General features: G+C 58.7%; 14 protein-coding genes. 11 read left to right on the forward strand and 3 right to left on the reverse strand.

Translation table 11 applies throughout. The features are described from left to right. Positions 1-24: 24 nt before the first annotated feature. Both trpD and FHQ07_RS06415 read right to left on the reverse strand, forming a co-directional pair. Positions 25-1,059, reverse strand: coding sequence for an anthranilate phosphoribosyltransferase (gene trpD / locus FHQ07_RS06410; protein WP_139716025.1), 1,035 nt, complete (start codon positions 1,057-1,059; stop codon positions 25-27). Positions 1,060-1,090: 31 nt separating this feature from the next. Further along, complete coding sequence (locus FHQ07_RS06415; RefSeq protein ID WP_139716026.1) at positions 1,091-1,672, reverse strand: anthranilate synthase component II; 582 nt, start codon at positions 1,670-1,672, stop codon at positions 1,091-1,093. Positions 1,673-1,882: 210 nt separating this feature from the next. On the opposite strand from FHQ07_RS06415, the gene FHQ07_RS06420 reads away from it, so the two are divergent. The 3 genes from FHQ07_RS06420 to FHQ07_RS06430 are packed head-to-tail and all read left to right on the forward strand — an operon-like array spanning position 1,883 to position 4,120. Continuing rightward, positions 1,883-2,920: a MerR family transcriptional regulator gene (locus FHQ07_RS06420; protein ID WP_139716027.1), complete on the forward strand. Its 1,038-nt coding sequence runs from the start codon at positions 1,883-1,885 to the stop codon at positions 2,918-2,920. Next, positions 2,883-3,761, forward strand: coding sequence for an arginase family protein (locus FHQ07_RS06425; protein ID WP_168191485.1), 879 nt, complete (start codon positions 2,883-2,885; stop codon positions 3,759-3,761). The genes FHQ07_RS06420 and FHQ07_RS06425 overlap by 38 nt, the downstream gene beginning before the upstream one ends. Positions 3,762-3,799: 38 nt before the next feature. Next, positions 3,800-4,120 carry an ADP-ribosylglycohydrolase family protein gene (locus FHQ07_RS06430; RefSeq protein WP_139716029.1) on the forward strand — a complete coding sequence of 107 codons (321 nt, stop codon included), beginning with the start codon at positions 3,800-3,802 and terminating at the stop codon, positions 4,118-4,120. 78 nt (positions 4,121-4,198) lie between these two features. Here the strand turns inward: FHQ07_RS06430 and FHQ07_RS06435 are convergent, their stop codons facing one another. Next, positions 4,199-5,023 (reverse strand): PGN_0703 family putative restriction endonuclease, encoded by an 825-nt coding sequence (locus tag FHQ07_RS06435; RefSeq protein ID WP_139716030.1) that lies wholly within the window; start codon positions 5,021-5,023, stop codon positions 4,199-4,201. A 309-nt stretch (positions 5,024-5,332) separates the two neighbouring features. Between FHQ07_RS06435 and FHQ07_RS06440 the strand changes: the two genes are divergently transcribed. The 8 genes from FHQ07_RS06440 (at position 5,333) to pglX (ending at position 18,120) form a co-directional block, all read left to right on the forward strand. Next, positions 5,333-6,622, forward strand: a complete 1,290-nt coding sequence (locus FHQ07_RS06440; protein WP_139716031.1) for a helix-turn-helix domain-containing protein — start codon at positions 5,333-5,335, stop codon at positions 6,620-6,622. Between the two features lie 567 nt (positions 6,623-7,189). Then, on the forward strand, positions 7,190-7,678 hold the full coding sequence (locus tag FHQ07_RS06450; RefSeq protein ID WP_139716033.1) for a hypothetical protein: 489 nt from the start codon (positions 7,190-7,192) through the stop codon (positions 7,676-7,678). Positions 7,679-7,733: 55 nt separating this feature from the next. Next, positions 7,734-9,152, forward strand: a complete 1,419-nt coding sequence (locus tag FHQ07_RS06455) for a DUF3987 domain-containing protein (RefSeq protein WP_168191486.1) — start codon at positions 7,734-7,736, stop codon at positions 9,150-9,152. A gap of 216 nt (positions 9,153-9,368) precedes the next feature. Then, positions 9,369-9,581, forward strand: coding sequence for a helix-turn-helix domain-containing protein (locus FHQ07_RS06460; protein ID WP_139716035.1), 213 nt, complete (start codon positions 9,369-9,371; stop codon positions 9,579-9,581). A 163-nt stretch (positions 9,582-9,744) separates the two neighbouring features. Beyond that, positions 9,745-10,356 (forward strand): DUF1819 family protein, encoded by a 612-nt coding sequence (locus FHQ07_RS06465; protein WP_206202360.1) that lies wholly within the window; start codon positions 9,745-9,747, stop codon positions 10,354-10,356. After that, positions 10,353-10,931, forward strand: a complete 579-nt coding sequence (locus tag FHQ07_RS06470) for a DUF1788 domain-containing protein (protein ID WP_139716036.1) — start codon at positions 10,353-10,355, stop codon at positions 10,929-10,931. Before FHQ07_RS06465 ends, FHQ07_RS06470 begins: the two co-directional genes overlap by 4 nt. A gap of 17 nt (positions 10,932-10,948) precedes the next feature. Further along, on the forward strand, positions 10,949-14,566 hold the full coding sequence (gene brxC, locus FHQ07_RS06475; RefSeq protein ID WP_139716037.1) for a BREX system P-loop protein BrxC: 3,618 nt from the start codon (positions 10,949-10,951) through the stop codon (positions 14,564-14,566). After that, on the forward strand, positions 14,566-18,120 hold the full coding sequence (gene pglX, locus FHQ07_RS06480; RefSeq protein WP_139716038.1) for a BREX-1 system adenine-specific DNA-methyltransferase PglX: 3,555 nt from the start codon (positions 14,566-14,568) through the stop codon (positions 18,118-18,120). The genes brxC and pglX overlap by 1 nt, the downstream gene beginning before the upstream one ends. The last annotated feature ends 2 nt before the right edge of the window (positions 18,121-18,122 follow it).

Genomic DNA, 18,122 nt, shown 5'->3' on the forward strand with positions numbered 1-18,122 from the left:
GGGTGCGGTTCGACCGGGGCAGCGTCAAGCGCCCGCCAGTGCCTGGGTGGTCCTCACGAATTCGTCGAGCTTGGCCGCCGCCGCGCCGGAGGCGATGGCATTGCGCGCGCGCAGGATGCCGTCGCCGATGCCGTCCGCCACGCCCGCCGCATACAGCGCCGCGCCGGCGTTGTAGGCCACGATCTCGCGCGGCAGGCAGTCGCGGTTGTCCAGCGCCTGGCGCAGCAGGTCCATCGACTCGGCGGCGTTCTCCACCCGCAGGTTGCGGCTGTGCGCCATGGCGATGCCGAAATCCTCGGGATGCAGTTCGTATTCGCGGACCACGCTGTCGCGCAGTTCGCCGACCAGCGTGCCCGCGCCCAGCGAGAGCTCGTCCATGCCGTCGCGGCCCCAGACCACCAGCGCTCGCTGCGCGCCGAGTTCCTGCAGCACGCGCACCTGGATGCCGACCAGGTCCGGATGGAACACGCCCATCAGGATCGACGGCGCATTGGCCGGATTGGTCAGCGGGCCGAGGATGTTGAACAGCGTGCGCACGCCCATCTCGCGGCGCACCGGCGCCACCACCTTCATCGCCGGGTGGTGCACCGGCGCGTACATGAAGCCGATCCCGCAGCGCGCGATGCACTCGGCCACTTGCGCGGGCTGTAGTTCGATGTGGGCGCCCAGCGCCTCCAGCACATCGGCGCTGCCGGACTTCGACGACACGCTGCGGTTGCCGTGCTTGGCGACCTTCGCGCCGGCCGCGGCGACCACGAACATCGACGCGGTGGAGATGTTGAAGGTATGCGCGCCGTCGCCGCCGGTGCCGACGATATCGACCAGATGGGTGCGGTCGGCGACTTCGACCGGCAGCGAGAATTCGCGCAGCACCGTCGCCGCGGCGGCGATCTCGCCCACGGTTTCCTTCTTCACCCGCAGGCCGGTGAGGATGGCCGCGGTCATCACCGGCGAGACTTCGCCGCGCATGACCTGGCGCATCAGCTCGACCATTTCGTCGAAGAAGATCTCGCGGTGCTCGATGGCGCGCTGCAGGGCGTCTTGCGGGGTGAACGGCATCAGCACATCTCCTTGTCGTTCGCGCAAGCGCTCACGAGCGCTCCAGAAAGTTCTTCAGCAGCGCGTGGCCGTGCTGGGTGAGGATGGATTCGGGATGGAACTGCACGCCCTCGACCGGGAACTCGCGATGGCGCAGGCCCATGATCTCCTCCATCGAGCCGTCCTCGTTCTCGGTCCACGCGGTGATTTCCAGCGCAGCGGGCAGCGTGGCCTTGTCCACCACCAGCGAATGGTAGCGGGTGGCCTCGTAGCCGTCCGGCAGGCCGGCGAACACGCCCTTGCCCTGGTGGCGGATGCGTGAGGTCTTGCCGTGCATGATCCGTCCGGCGCGGATCACGTCGCCGCCATAGACCTGACCGATGCTCTGGTGGCCCAGGCAGACGCCGAGGATCGGCGTGCTCGCACCGAGGCGTTCGATCACCGCCATCGACACGCCCGCTTCGTTCGGCGTGCACGGGCCGGGCGAGATGACGATGCGCTGAGGCGCGAGTTGTTCGATCTCGTCCACCGTCAGCGCATCGTTGCGCTCCACCCGCACCTCGGCGCCCAGTGCCTGCAGGTACTGGACGAGGTTGTAGGTGAAGGAGTCGTAGTTGTCGATCATCAGCAGCATATATGGCCTATCGCCTTGTTTATATTAGGCCTCTACCCCGATCAGATCATTTGATACCCGCCTTGATACCCGCTTTTTTCACGGGTACTTCAAGCCCGATGGGATGCCGTGCCAATCATCAAGAATCTTCTCACGCCGTTCCGTATCAACGCAGTGCTTGACCGGCGCTTAGAACATAGTGACACTTATTAAGACATTTGAGGTGTCACTATGAAGCTCAGCATCCAGCAGCTCAGCGAACGGTCGGGTGTTCCGGAGCGATCGATACGGTTCTACATCCAAAAGGGCCTGATACCACGGCCTCAGGGGGAGACGCGGGCAGCGTTTTACACCGAAGGTCATCTTGCAGACCTTCTCCGGGTGAAGCAGTGGCAGGAGGCCGGGCTCTCGCTGGACGCGATTGACGAGCTGCTGAAGGCTAAGCGAGAAGCGCCCGTAGCGCCGGCGCGGGCGGGGTCGATCGAGGTCCGATCGCACCTGATCCTCGCTGACGGACTGGAACTTGTTGTTGCGCCGGAGCGCGCTGGACTGACCCAAACCCGAGTGCAACAGCTGTTCCGCGCTGTCCAAGCCGCCACGGCATTTTCAATCACCGGAGCCACCACCATGACCGACCGCACCCACATCACCGTCCTGCTCGACCGCACCGGTTCGATGCAGGACATCCGTGCCGATGTTGTCGGCGGCTTCAATGCTTTCGTCGACACCCATAAGGCGGCGCCCGGCGAGGCGACCCTGACGCTGGTGCAGTTCGACTCGCAGAATTCGTACGAACTCCTGTACGCCGCGTTGCCGATCGAGGACGTCCCGGAACTGACGCTGGCGCAGTACGTGCCGCGGGCATCAACGCCGCTCTACGACGCGATGGGCCGGGCCATTGGCGCGCTCGACAACAAGCTGACGGCGACGCCAGCGGGGTGGCGACCGAAGAAGATCATCTTCGTCGTCGTTACCGATGGCCAGGAGAACGCCAGCAAGCAGTTCCGCCGTGATCAGGTCATGAATCTGATCGACGCAAAGAAAAAAGATGGCTGGGACTTCGTATTCCTGAGCTCCGATCTCGGCGCGCTGACGGATGCACAAGGCATGGGCGTGGATGCCGCGGCCAGCCTGCACTTCGGCAAGTCCGCGAAGGGCAGTCACCACGCTTGGGCTTCGGTGGCGGAAAAAAGTGTCCAGCGCCGCACCGGCGCACCTTCGGTGGCTTTCGATGCTGCCGATCGCTCGGCGCAAGACGACGCCAAGTAGTTCGCCGCGCGCGGCCAAGGCGATGAGGGTCGTCTATTCAGAAGCGATGACAGCGCCGCCGCAGGGTGGCTCGCCCAGTGCCGGCAAGCCGGGTCCGGTGGTCGCGGCATGGCGGGCCGCTTGGCCGGCGCTGCAGGTGCGGCCACCGGTGCCAGTGACCGTAGAACAACTGTGCCGTGCGCATGACCGCGACTACGTCGAAGATGTGCTTGCGCTCCGCCGCCCGAACGGATTCGGCACCCTCAACGCCGAGGTGGCCGCCAGCCTGCGGTACACCAACGGCGCCCTACTGACGGCGGCGCGCTGGGCGCTGCAAGATGGAGGCGCGGTCGCCGCGCCTGTGTCGGGCTTCCACCACGTCTGTTGGGCACGGGGAGGCGGGTTCTGCACTTTCAACGGTTTGATGGTCGCGGCGCTTGCGCTGCGTGCCGATGCGCCTGGTCTCCAGGTAGGGATCCTCGACTACGACTACCACTACGGCGACGGCACCGAAGACATCCTCCGGCGGGTCGGCCGCACCGGCATCACCCACGTCACCGCCGGTGCGGACTGGCACCGCGGCGCCGACGCATCGGCCTTCCTAGACGCAATTCCCGAACACCTGGCCACGCTCGCCCACTGCGACCTGGTGCTGTTCCAGGCCGGCGCCGACCCGCACATAGAGGACCCGCTCGGCGGCTTCCTGACCACCACCGAATTGCAGCGCCGCGACGAACTCGTATTTCAGGGCCTGCGCGCCCGCGGCACCCCGGTGGCCTGGGACCTGGCTGGCGGTTACCAGAAGCCGCTCGCGAAGGTGGTCGACATCCACGTGGGAACGATGCGGGCAAGCGTCGGCTGACCGCAGTGCCCAGTCCGCGAAGCGCATCAGTGCTGGCAATGAAGAATGATGGCAACGTTTCAGGGGCCCATCGCGTTCCTTTGCAGCGCGCTCATTCCGGAGATCGAGCGACGTCAAAAGAGAACCCAGGGATAGTCTACGAACGGCAGGCGCGCAGCCTGCTCGTTGGCGATGCGCTGGGCGTGCCCTACGAATTCCATACTCCCGAGGCGATTCCTCCGCTAGAACAGATCAAGTTCTCCCCGCCCAATGGATTCTCGCGCGCGCACAGCAGTGTGCCACCAGGCACTTGGAGCGAGGATGGCCCTCAAGCGCTGGCACTCCTGCACAGCCTGATTGCCGATCAGAGGGATGTCTGAGCTAAGGACGCATGCTCCTAGACCTTGGTAGGTCGAGGAGCGGCCAGCAGCGGACGTGGATGCCCCTGAGCGGAGGGGTCAGGCCAATGGGGGCAAGACGTACTTCTCGCGGAGGAGCTCGGCATAGTTGCGCAAAGCCGGAGGTAGAGCGTCCGCTGCAGCCAGCGCGCCGATGACATCCTCGATGGCTACAGCCCGAACGCGAGTCGCGAGTGGTTCATGAAGCTTCCCGAAAAACGCGGTCAACTGGCGCCAGATTTTCGTGTTCGCCCTCGGGGCGAGGAAGACTAGATTCGATCCAGGCTCTCTCGCAACCAGCCACACGTTACGGAACAACTGATAGTTCTGGAAAAACTTTTCAGGCTGCAACCACTCCGGAGAGCAAGCGCCAGCAAGGCCTGGCCGGTAGATCCGTTCGAGCTTCCCGCGATGGCGTTCGTCGTCCTTTGCAGTCCCGAACTCCTGCTCCGACAGCTTCACCTCGCAGTAGGTCCGCGTACCGCCGGATTGCCAAGTCACGTCGACATTCGTTCCCTCCTCCACATCGACAATGCATTCCGGATCCCAAGAAGACAGATGGCCAGCGGAGCCCATTGCCGCTAGCAGTTGGGGAGCGCCGCCCTTTTCGAAATACGGAAAGAACAAGTTGAGCGCGAACGCTTGGGAAGAGTTCAGGTGATGAAAGTAACGGTGAAGCTTGATCGTCGGGCGAGCCGCCAAATACCTCTGGATGTCGGACCGGCACGGGCCAAGAAGGTTCAGCCACCCCTGTTCTTTCGGAAGGATGTGGTCGTATCGAAGCTCTTGGCCGCGGTACATGAACGTTCCTGGCTCGAACGCGCCGAGGCACCTAGCCTTGTAACTGGCGAGATGGACGTTGAGATGCTTGGCGTAGTTCGACATCGGTTTAGATCCTTCGATCCGGGCCTGGGTCACGCCCAGCTTCGGGTAGCGTGCGTCCAGTACCCGGATCGTCGTGCTCCGCTAGATTCATCCTAATGACTATATCTCCGCCGCGCGAGCAACAACGAGGGGGTGGGTTGAACCAGAGTCCGCTATGCATCGCGAGCCCACGCCCAGTTCGCGTCAGGCAGTTTTGTCCGCAACCTATCAACAACTGCGTGCAACGTCATAGCAATACCTACCACTCTTCCCCATTGAGCTTGGTTGGGGGAAATGAGAGTCTTCTGCAATTCAGCCGCCGAAGACGTTATGCGTAAGCGCTCCAAGTACACCGAAGAACAATTAGAACTAGCGCGTACGCACGTCAAGGCCGGGCTTTCGGTAGAGAAGGCTTGTGAGAAGGCCGATATCACCGTGGCGGCATACTATCGGCGAAGTACAAAATCCATCGCTTCAACGCCCGAAAAGAGCAATGCGTTCGGAATCGATCTGGACAACGGTCCATTTGCCTTCCGCACACTGGAGCAGTGGGAAAAAAAGTTACGAATTCCGGCGAGAACACTACTTCATCATGCCACTCAAGGACGACTTGCTGTATTTGTCCAACGTCCTTTTCAACCGGTCCGTTACTTCATCGTTCGAACAGACCCAACCGCTAGCCCGCTAGAGGAAGCGTCGCTTGTTCCTTTGAGCAACGATGAGTTGGCAGGCTTCGTCCCGAGCACGGATCAGCTAGAAGTGTTGATACGGGATGGAGTAATTAAAGTGGATGCCTTTGAGAATGCCATCTGTAGAAATTTGTATTGGGATCCGTGTCGCGGGTTACATCCAGGGGCTCCTTGGAGCACCGTTAGACCGGTAGGCTGGTTGATTAGGGCATACGCTCACGGAGAGCTTTGCTATCTGTTAGATGACCACAACTCGACAACGCCTCTGCTGTTGCCTACTGACGGGACACTCCCCGACCCAGTGACCTTTTATGTACGTCCGGATCAGATCTGCATTCGCGATCGCGACATCACGTCATTTCTGAGTGCCTTGGCGTCTTACAGTTTTATCTCGGACCTGTTTCTAAACATGGAATTCACGTCAGATCCTCCGACGTATTTGTCCGCCAAGTTGATCAAAATGATCGAAGTAAGTAAGTCGCTGTGGAAGGAACCAGAAAAGAACGAGGTGGTTGATTTCAATCGGACCCGCGGGGCAGTGCTGAGTCATCTTGGAGCAGCCTTTCGAGAATTGTCAGAAGACAAAGATCATCGGAATCTGGTCAAGTTCGCGGCCAACATCTGTGACCCCACTGTCGACCCTTCTTCAAACTATCGGAACTCCCGGGTTCCCACTAAGCTGCTAACACTTCTCACTGCCGCAAAGCTTTACTGGTCACCTACCTATGTCAGAGCCGAGCTGCCGGGAACCCACCCTGCCAAGCCGGAGATGGAATATTTCCTGCGTCGTGACTTCGACGAACTCAATGACGCGAGCGGAGCTGCTACGCTCATTCGCCCCGAGTGCTCGAAGCGCGGGCGACCCATACCCATGGCGCCTTTTTTCAAGCCCTGTCTCGATCCCCAAGGCCCCTCGACCCGACAAGAATAGCTAACGCGAATCACACTACGGATCCAGTGTCAATCCTATTTCTATAGGAATTCCGGCACAGCCAAAAACCTCCAAAGATGGCCCCGCTGCAGCGATGCAGCACATCACTCGCCAACTTTAGAGGTTAACCAAATGAAGTACGCCGTATCGAATCATCGCACCCCTTCACTCGCCGCTACCTGTTCTCAGCCGATGGCCGGAACGTCCAGCCGCTCTGCTATCGGCCCTCGTAACGCCACTCTCCGGGCCGCTCTTGAACTTGCCACCGGAAGCAACGCTTCCTGCACCACTACGCAGCAATTCCCAATCGGAATTATTGACGAGCTTCAGCAAGGTTTCCCTCGCCGTGCGCTGCGTCTCCCCTCCGTCCTCGACTTGGTTGGCTGCGGGCGCAGCCATTGGTACGCGCTTCAGAACACGCGTTCTGCTTGCCACGACCCTGAGGCACCTAAGCCCTTCAAACTGGGTAATTCTCCACTAAGCCCCTCCGTCTGGTGGGAGCACGAGGTTCTTGCGTACCTCGAAGCCCGTGCCAGCGCCCGTCGCACCCACTAACGGAGATTAGCGATGAACCCCAACAATAATTCCATCACCCTCCAGGATCAGCACGGAGTCATTGGTACTGTCCATATGAGTGAACAGGTGCTCGCAACAATCGTTCACGACCTCACCGACAAGGAAGGCAAGGCAGCGTTTGCCCTACACGAGAAGTTCGACCGCGCTATGGCAAAGGCAAAGCCAACCAAGCGCGAGGAGGCGCTGAAATCATTTCGCAACTTGTACCCAAGCCTTGAGTTGCATATCGCAGCCGGCAAGCCGCTGAAAGACATCCTGGCAGCCTTCAACGAGGTCACCCAGAACAAGATGTGCGCCCGTACGTTCAAAGATCTCCTCGATCAGGAGCGCGCCCAGCGTAACCGCGCGGGGGATCGGATCTGCTGTCACTCCTGCGGGCAGCCGCTGAAGCTCATGAAGATCGAAGCCAAGGAGGTTGCCCCCGAATCGGATCCGAACCACTCGGGCAGCTTGATTGTCGGGGAGGCCACCAATGAATGAGCATGACCCTGCTCGATACCCGATTGACTGCTTGGACCCCGTGACACGAGATGCCGTGAAGGAAATCCTCTCCTGCACGGGCGTTGCGGAGCCATTAGCGGCAATGTCAGCGCAAGCCGCCGATGCTATTTCCTGCCAAGGTCTTGTCGCATTTCGGAATCCTTCAACCGGCCTGGTCTGTCCGGCCAACCAGTTCTTTCTTCTTGTTTTGGAACCGAGTGAATGGCGAAGCACCATCGACGACTACTTCATGAGGGAAATCTATGCGCATGACGCCCGGTCCATGGAACTTCATGCGGTGGCACAGGACAATTACAAGGTTGAACTCGAGGCGTGGAAAGCTGCTGCCAAGGGCTTTAGGGGGCGGCATGCCAGTGTGGACCCCGCGGATGAGAAGTACGCCCAGTCAAAGGATCGCTTGGAAGCTCACCAGCGTTTGGAACCAAAGCCGCCTCGACTGCGTCAGCACCTTTTCCAGGACGCCACCAAGGTCGCAATCCTTGAAGCGCTCGAGGGAACCGGTGAGTCGATTGGTTTTGTCACTGACGAGGCTGATGTCCTCTACGAAGCGGGCCTGATGCGCAGCGAAGGCTTTGGCAACAAACTCTTCGATGGGGATAAGCCGTTGAAATGGCGTCGAAAGGATCAGGACCTAGATTGCAGAGATCCGAAGGTTACCGTCAGCATCATGGCGCACCCAGTAGCGTTCCAGGATCGCCGCAAGAAGCGTGGCAAGCTGTCACGGGGAACCGGGCACGATGCGCGTTACCTGGTGGCGGCCCCTCCTCCCAAGAAGGGAACCAGGAACGTGCGTGGGCTGCCGGACAAGATGCCCGCACTGAACCGGTTTTCTCAACGGATCCGAGCGCGACTCGAACTGCGAGAGGCACAGCTGCTGGCCGGCACGACGGCAGTCGAGGTGCTCGAGTTCTCCGACGAGGCCAAGGAGGTTTGGTTCGATAAGGTGGAATGGCTTGAACGCCAGCAATTGCCTGGGGGCTTCTTCGCTGATACCGCTGAATTCGCCACCAAGTTCATGGGCTTAGCTGGCCGAGTTGCGACCAGACAGCACTACGCCCGTGGCGTGCCGGGACCGATTTTGGCCGAAACACTTGAGCGCGCCGCCCGGATCGTCTGGTTCCACGCCTGCGAATTCCGCCGGTTTTTCTCGGAGGAGCTGAAGGCCGAGGAGCTGCGGCGTAAGGCATCCAATCTGAAGGCGTTCCTACATCGGCACCACTGGTTGGGCGCGAGCCAACCCACCGAGGTTACGAAGAACGAGGTGTTACAAGGCTTCCATCCGAAAGACGTTGCTGAATTTAATCAACTTCTAGACATCTTGGTGAACGAGGGCGCGATTTCGGTCTCGAAGGGCAAGCCGACGAAGATCACCTTGCTAATCCCGGCGTTCATCCAAGCGGTCGGGCCCACCCATGGGATTTTTTACACCGGACCAATCGCCCCAACCTTCTGACGAACGATTCAAGCCAACCGAACCCCAACGTCCCAAGGCTGCAGCGAGACCCAGGGCCGGATTGGCAGTCGGGCCACGTTCCGGAGCCGACGGAGCACATAGACCCGACCCACCACGAGCCCGCCGATCTGTCTGATCGGCGGGCTTTTTCTTGTGCGCTGCATCGAGGAGCCTTGAAAATTTTGTACTATCTTGCCCGCAGTGACAGGAGCGATCATGGGGAAGAAGGCGGCACCAGTGGAACCCGAAATCCTGACCATCAGGCAGGTCGCGGAATATCTGCACGTGACCGAGCGGACCATCTACCGGCTGGCGGGCGCCAGCGGTATCCCTGCGTTCAAGGTAGGGGGGTCATGGCGCTTTCGCAAACTCGACCTAGACAATTGGATCGCGGCTCAGACAGACCCTGCGCAAGGTCGATCCGGGTGAGTGTCTTCAATGACGGTGCCCCGTACCGCCGTGCAACGCGAAACAGTGATGCCCTACACGTGCGGCGCCCCCGCCTCCTTGCGATGATCGCCGCCACGCCCTGTAGGGGGGCAAGGGGTAGCCCGGCGGTGGCCCGCTCGGGCGCGCTCAGAGCGCTGGGCGCTTGTCCGAAGGTGCCCGCGTGAAAAAGTATCAAGCCGACCTCTCTGCAGGCTCGCTCATGCTCCCCGAAAGCCGCATCGTGGCGCGCTTGCTGATTGCCGGCGTCAACGACAGCGAGTGGGGGCATGCCATGCGTGTCGACAACGTCCTGCAGAAGGGATCCCCGGCTACCGCAATCCGCCAGGCTCGCCTGATCCGCCTTCGGCTTGAGTCGGTCAGCTCGTCGCTGTGGCCCTTGGTTGCCAGTGGAGACAAGGAGGTAGCGACACAAGCGCTGTTCGCCGCCGCACTCAGCCACAGCGTGTTGCTGCGCGACTTTGTCATGGATGTGGTCGCTGACCATGTACGGAGGCTGGAAATGACGCTTGCACCGCGCGAATGGGAGCAATTCCTCGCCGACTGCGAAGCCCGGGACCCTGCGGTTGGCACATGGAGTGAATCCACCCGACGCAAGCACCTCCAGGTCGTCCTGCGGATCCTTGCTGAGGCCAGGTACCTGGAGTCGACCAAGACCCTGCGCCTGATTCAGCCACACACCCACCCAGACGTTGCCAGCGCCTTGAAGGACGCCGGCGAGCAACGCCTGCTTGCGCTCATGGAGTTGCATGTATGACCGACGATTTTCGGGTTCGACTGAACAAGATCGCCGACCGCCTGTCGTCAGACGATCTGTTGACCAACAAAGGGTTGGGCAACGAGATCGGCTTCTGGATCTTCGACTATCCGCCCGAACGGGAGATGGAAGTGCGCACGTTCATCGATAGCGTTCTTTTGCCCGGCATGTCCAAGCGCCAGCCAGCGGTTCGAGTTGCCGTGGCAAATTTGTTTGCGTTGATCATCGAGATGCTCGAGGACCGCAACCTCTATAAGCGGGTCATCGACATCCAGGCGAAAAAAGGTGATGCAGAAGCCCTTGAGGCGCTGCGTCCGATATTGAAAGAAGACAAGTTCGCCGAGCGCATCGCCAGTCGCATCGATTTCGATCAGATGGATGTCTTGCTGCTGACCGGTGTAGGCGCTGCTTACCCAATGCTGCGTTCCCACACGCTGCTATCGGCATTGCAGGCCACCATGAAAGACAAGCCACTGGTGATGTTCTATCCAGGGCGCTATGACGGCTTTTCCTTGCGACTGTTCAACAAATTGGACGACGACAACTACTACCGGGCCTTCCGGTTAGTGGAATGAATCAGGGGGCACTACGAATGAAGATTCGCGAACTTTTCCGCAAGCCTATCGACCGCCCCATCAACGGGGTGATCAAGGCCGATCAAAAGGATGCGGGAAGCATCTGGCAGGAGCTGGACGAATACGTCGTCACCAAGCAACTGTCCGAACATTTTCGCAAGTTCTTCGACGTTTATTTGGCGGCGATGGACAACCCACACGATCCGGTCCTGACCGATCGCATGGGCGTTTGGGTCTCAGGCTTCTTCGGATCTGGTAAGTCACATTTCATCAAGATCCTGTCTTACCTGCTTGAGAACTACGAAGCAGTCGACCCAACGACGGGCAATAAGCGCCTTGCCGCGACGTTCTTCGATGAGCACAAGATCAAGGATCCGCTGTTGCTCGCTGATATCCAGCGCGCGACACGCAGCAAAGCGGAGGTCATCCTCTTTAACATTGATGCGAAGGCCGACAAGAATTCGGACCGGGACAAGATCCTGCAAGTGTTCTTGCGCGTCTTCAACGAAAAGCTCGGCTTCTCCGGTGATGCCCCCTATATCGCCAACATGGAGCGATACCTGGTATCGCAGGGTGCCTACGAATCCTTTCAGGACGAGTTCCAGAAAATTCATGGCACGGCCTGGGTCAATGAGCGTGACGCTTTTGGCTTCCTGCGCGATGAGGTCGTCGCTGCGCTGGCCATTGCGCTGAAGATGTCGAATGCATCGGCTGCAAAGTGGTTCGACGATGCGAAGAACGATTTCTCGATCAACATCGAAGGATTCGCGAAGCTCTTGCGTGACTACCTGGATTCCAGAGGACCCGACAGCCGCATAATTTTTCTTGTCGACGAAGTTGGGCAGTTCATCGGCAATGACACCCACCTGATGCTCAGCTTGCAAACTATTACCGAGCAGCTGGGAACTCTGTGCAACGGCCGTGCCTGGGTCATCGTCACTAGCCAGGAAGATATCGAAGCAGCCATTGGTGAGGCCAACCGCGCGCGCTCCCAGGACTTTTCCAAGATTCAAGGACGCTTCCACACGCGCCTGTCGTTGGCGAGCTCCAATACGGACGAAGTGATTGGCGAGCGCCTGCTTGCAAAGACTACGGCTGCGCACGACATCCTGCGGGATGTGTACGAGACCCAAGGCGACATCATCAACAATCAATTGTCGTTCGTCGGCAATTCGGTTGTCATGCGCGGATATCGCGACGCGGCTGACTACGTGGGGGCCTACCCGTTCGCTCCTTACCAATTCACGCTACTGCAGAAGATCTTTGAAGCAATTCGAAAAGTTGGTGCCACTGGACAGCATCTATCTCGGGGTGAGCGATCACTGCTGGATGCATTCCAATCTGCGGCGAAAGCAAACGCCGACAAGGAGACCGATGTTCTGGTGCCCTTGTATGACTTTTACCCCTCCATCGAGAGCTTCCTAGACACCGCCGTCAAACGTGCCATCGATCAAGCCGCCGAGGACGCATCACTTGAGCCGCAGGACATCAGGTTGCTCAAGGTGCTGTTCTTGATTCGCCACATTGCCGATGTCATCAAGCCCAGCATCGATAACTTGGCGACACTTTGCCTGTCCCAGATCGATGCGGACAAACTGCAACTGAAACGTGAAATTCAGCAGAGCCTGGAGCGCCTCGAGCGGCAGCGCCTGGTCAATCGCAATGGTGATCTCTGGTTCTTCTTGACCAACGAGGAACGCGACATTGCGCGCGAGATTGGCCACGTCGAAGTGTCGTCCTCGGAGAAGTCACGCCTGCTCGCAGATATCATTTTCGAGGAGGTGCTGGGCGGTCAGACCAAAGTGCGCCATCGGGATACGAAAGGTGATTACGACTTCAACCGCCTGCTCGACGCTGTGCCCTACCGCAATGCGACCCATGCCCTAACGCTGGAGGTGCTCTCGCCTCTTGGCGATGATTACGAGCTGCAGAAGTCAAATGTATGCATTTTGCGAAGCGCGGAAGGACATGGCTGTGCGCTGATCCGATTGGCGGAAGGCGAGCGATTGGATGTGGAGTTGACGCTGTATCGCCAGATCGAAAAGTTTGTCGACAGCCCGAAGGCCAGCACGGCAACACCGTCGCTCAAGAAGATCCTGCTGGAGCGAAAGGACGAGAACCGTGAGCGGCGCGCACGTCTGGTTAGCCAAATTGGCGATCTGTTGGTGCGTGGAGACTTCTATGCGAAGGGACAGCGCGTGCAGTCGAAGGCATCTGCGGCTTCGACGTTGCTGGACGAATTGATCAACTACTTGATCACCAACACCTACAACAAGTTGCCCTACCTCAAGGTGCGCCAGAACGATCCGCTGTCCGAGATCAAGGCGCTGCTCGCCATTGACGAGATTGGCCAGCGGCAACTGGCATTGGCCGGCGAAGAAGGTAATCCACAAGCCCTGGAAGAAGTACGACAGTATCTGCAGCTCACTGCCACCCACAATCGAGTGCTGTTATCGGATGTGATTGACCGCTTCACTGGGATTCCCTTCGGCTGGAAGCCGGATTGGGAAGTGGTGTTGATGGTCACTCGGCTTTTCATGGCTGGCGAGATCAAGTTGACGCTGAGCGGCTCTGACCTGGATCCAAAATCAGCGTTTGAGCCGTTGTCCAAGTTGGTGCAGCACAAGCAGATCTCGATTCTCAAGCGCAAGACTGCAGATACCAGCAGCATCAACCGGATCGCAGACCTCTATCAGAAGCTCTTCTCGTCTTTGCCCCGCAAAGACGAGGATGGCGTGGTCCACGACTTCAGAGCCAAGTTACTGGAATGGCAGGACGAGATGAAGAGCGCATTGCCACGCGCCTCGCTGCCGTACTACCCGGGACGCGTCAGGATCGAAACCCTCTTGACCATGGTGGGCAAGCAGCTGGCCATACGCGACCCCTACGAGTTCATTGAGGCAATGAACAAGGATCGCGACGCGTGGTTAGACGCGGGGGATGACGTGTCTGACCTCAAGGGATTCTACGGAAGTCAGCTGACTGCGTGGCAAAACATGATCGCTGCCGCCGCACGGTTCTCAACCAACCAGTCTGCGTTGGCAAGCGACCCCAAAGCCAGCAAGGCTCTCTATGAGCTGCTTGCGATCCGTGAGGATCAAGCGCCATATGGCAGGGTCAATCTGATTGAGCCTTTGATTTCGACGATCGAGGCCAGCAACACCACTCTGGTGCAAGCTGCCCGTGTTTCCGCGATCCAAGGAATTGACCTAAAGATTGCTGAGGTCACGCAGGCGCTGAGTCAAGCGCACGCTCCCGACGCGGTCCGTAACTCGGCGCTGTATCCGTTGCAGCAGTTGAAGCTCGGCGTAGGCCAGTCAGCGAGCATTCCTGAGATCAGCTACCTCGAAATGAACTCCGGTCAACTCCTGGATGCGGCGATGGAGCACCTCATCAGCTGGATGCACAGCCAGCAAACCACCGCCGGCGGCACCAGCAACGCAACGTCGACATCAGGCGGCTCCAGTACCAGTCCCCCGGCGAATACACCCAGAGCGTCGCAGACGGTCAACCCATCTGAGCTGGCCGAGCGGCCCTATCTTGAAACGCAGGCCGAGGTTGATGCCTATCTGGAGCGACTCAAGGACAAGTTCGCGGCCATCCTGGCCTCGGGCAAGCGCATTCGGATCCAGTAATGAACACGAGCAACCTCAAGAGCTATGCCCCGCAGGCGCGCAAGGATTTCATTGCCGCCGTCACCGGCAGAGCCAATCTCCTCGGACTGAGTGAGGCCAAGGGTCAGCTCGTTGTGGCCGAGGCCAAGATTAGCGGCGATCTCGTCATGATTGCTGGCCGCCCATGGCCGGTGAAAGTCAACGAGAAACGCAGCAAGCTGATCGCACGGATGCAGACGCAGGGCTTCAGCCATACCGTCGAAGCCGTGGCCTACGCCTGGTTCAACAGGCTGGCCGCGCTGCGCTACATGGAGGTACACGACTACCTTGGCCATGGTCGCCGCGTTTTGTCGAACCCTCAGGGTGGCTTGCCAGAAGTGCTAACACACGCGCTGGATCTGGCCGAGTCGAACGCGCTGCCGGGGTTGTCCGCCGACACCGTTCGCGAGCTCACGCTGGCCAATCAGGATCCCGAGCTGTACCGCCTGATCCTGATCGCCCAGTGCAACGCGCTGCATCAGGCTATGCCGTTCCTGTTCGAGCAGTTGGGCGACGAAACCGAGCTGCTGCTGCCGGAAAACCTGCTACTCACCGATTCGGTAGTGGCCAAGCTGGTGCAGTCCATCCCCGAAGAGGACTGGCAGCAGATCGAGATCATCGGCTGGCTGTACCAGTTCTACATCTCGGAGAAGAAAGACCAGGTCATCGGCAAGGTGGTGAGGTCCGAAGACATCCCGGCGGCGACCCAGCTGTTCACGCCGAACTGGATCGTGAAGTACATGGTGCAGAACTCGCTGGGCGCGCAGTGGCTGGCGACCTATCCGGACTCGCCACTCAAGGCGCAGATGGCGTACTACATCGAGCCGGCTGAGCAGACCGTTGAGGTCAATGCGCAGCTTGCGGCGATCACGCCAAGCGCGCTCAATCCCGAGGAACTGACGCTGATCGACCCGGCCAGTGGTTCCGGTCACATCCTGGTCGAGGCCTATGACTTGTTCAAGGCGATCTATCTGGAGCGCGGGTACCGCCAGCGTGATGTGGCAAAGCTGATTCTGGAGAAGAACCTGTTTGGTCTAGACATCGACGAGCGTGCGGCGCAGCTGACCGGTTTTGCCTTGATGATGAAAGCACGGGCAGATGATCGGCAGCTGTTTGAGCGCGGGGTGAAGCTCAATGTGATGGCGATGGTGGATAGCACGCCGTTTGATGCCGATCGGCTCGCGCAAAGCATGAAGCTGAGCGACTTCGGGTTGCAATCGAGTGATCTTACGGAGCTGAAGCGGCTGTTTGAGCACGCGAAGACCTTTGGGTCGTTGATTCAGGTGCCGGAGGGGCTGGCGAAGAAGCTACGGGCACTGAAGCTGCTGAGCGAGGCGCCCAGTCAAGATCTCTTTGTGTCAGATGCACTTAAATGCTTGGGGCCGCTAGTACAGCAGGCGGGGTTGCTTGCTACTCAATACGAGGCGGTAGTTGCAAATCCACCGTATATGGGGAGCAAGGGAATGAACCCCTTGGTGAAGAAATTTGCTAAGGATCGTTTCACTGATGCCAAGAGCGACCTCTTTTCGTGCTTTCTTGAAAGAGGATTTTCGCTTGCGAAAAATAAGGGCATCAACGCCATGGTAACCATGGAAAGCTGGATGTTTTTATCTAGCTACGAGAAATTCAGGGCGATAATTTTCGACAAGCATACTATCGCCTGCCTTGCGCACTTCCCATACGACAGTAAGCGGCCGACAGTAATGGGAATAAATTTTGGCGTGAACGTAATGTGCTGCAAAAAGACTTTTGTTGCAGGTTACCGAGCTCAGTATTGCTGTTCTAGATATTACGAGTTGAATGATGATGGTGTTCCCATCGAATTCCCTACAGCTAATGAGCGTTTAAATTCTCTATCTGCCTCAGAATTTAATAGTGTGCCCGGCCGTCCGTTGGCTTACTGGGTAAGCACCAGGGTGCGTGACGTTTTCAAGAATCATCCTCCGCTTTCTGGAGGCTGGTATTCAGAGGGGCCATGTAAGAGTGGTAACGATGAAATCTATCTCCGTAGTCACTGGGAGGTCGACAGCCGATATATAGGGGCTACATCGAATTGGAGATTCTGCTCGAAAGGTGGAGAATTCAGGAAGTACTTTGGAAACGTCGATCATGTTTTGAGGTGGACGCAAAGCGACCAGTTGCATTACCGAAGCGATCCCATAGCGCGAATCACTTCTGAAGAATCGCGAGACAAACGCGGAATTACTTGGCCAATTATTAGCGCCAAGGCGGAGCGCGGATTTCGATTGCTCCTTGAAGATGAGCTTTTTAACTCAGTGTCGCCGGCAATATTCCCAATAGGTGGCGAATTTGGCGGAGGGCAGTTCGCAACGCTCGCATTTCTCAATAGCTGTGTTGCTCAATACTTGTTGCGCATTATGAATCCGACGTTGGCCTTGAATGTCAGCAATGTACTGGCATTACCTATCTTCAACGCCATTGATAGCGTAGAGCAAGCCGAGCGATGCGTAGAGCTTTGCGTTAACGACTGGAATGGGTACGAACGTTCGTCGCACTTTCAGTGCCTTCCAGTCTTGGTTAACTCAGAAGAATCCGCGTCTAGCCTGGAAGCCAGCTACACCACGTGGATTACTCAGAACCGAGAGTGCATCGCTCAGATGAAGCGCCTTGAAGAGGCGAACAACAGCCTCTTCATCGATAGCTATGGCTTAGGTGAAGAGCTCACTCCGGAGGTCCCGCTCGAGCAGGTCGCTCTTACAACGAACCCTGCCTACCGTTATGGCGGCAACCTTAACGATGAAGAGCTGTGGATCCGCTTTCGCCAAGACACCATGGCCGAGCTGGTCTCCTACGCCATCGGCTGCATGATGGGCCGCTACAGTCTGGACGCGCCGGGCCTGATCTACGCCAACAGCGGCAACGTCGGCTTCGACGCTTCGCGCTACACCAAGTTTCACGCTGACGCCGACGGCATCGTGCCGGTTACCGATGAGTTGTGGTTTGAAGATGACGCGGCACTGCGCGTTCGCGAATTTCTGCTTGCCGTGTGGGGCAAGGACTCGCTTGAACAGAACATGGCGTTCCTGGCCGACAATCTGGGCCGCAAGTCCAGCGAATCGCCTGAGCAGGCGATCCGCCGCTATCTGGCGGACATGTTCTTCAAGGATCACCTGCAGACGTACAAGAAGCGTCCGATCTACTGGCTGTTCTCCAGCGGCAGGCAGGGCGCGTTCCAGGCCTTGGTGTATCTGCACCGTTACAACGCCGGCACGTTGTCGCGCCTGCGCGCGGAATACGTGGTGCCGCTGACCGGGAAGATGCAGAGCAAGATCGAAGCGCTGGAGCAAGACATTGCCGCGTCCAGCTCTACCGCACAACGCAACAAGCTCACCAAGCAGCTCGAAAAGCTGCGCAAGCAGCACCTAGAACTGCTGGCCTACGACGAGCAGCTGCGCCACTACGCTGATCAGCGGATTACGCTGGACCTGGACGACGGGGTGAAGGTGAACTACGGTAAGTTCGGCGACCTGCTTGCGGACGTAAAGTCAGTGGTCGGTAAGCAGGAAGAAGACTGACC

It is taken from the genome of Thermomonas aquatica, assembly GCF_006337105.1.
GTDB classification, from domain to species: domain Bacteria; phylum Pseudomonadota; class Gammaproteobacteria; order Xanthomonadales; family Xanthomonadaceae; genus Thermomonas; species Thermomonas aquatica.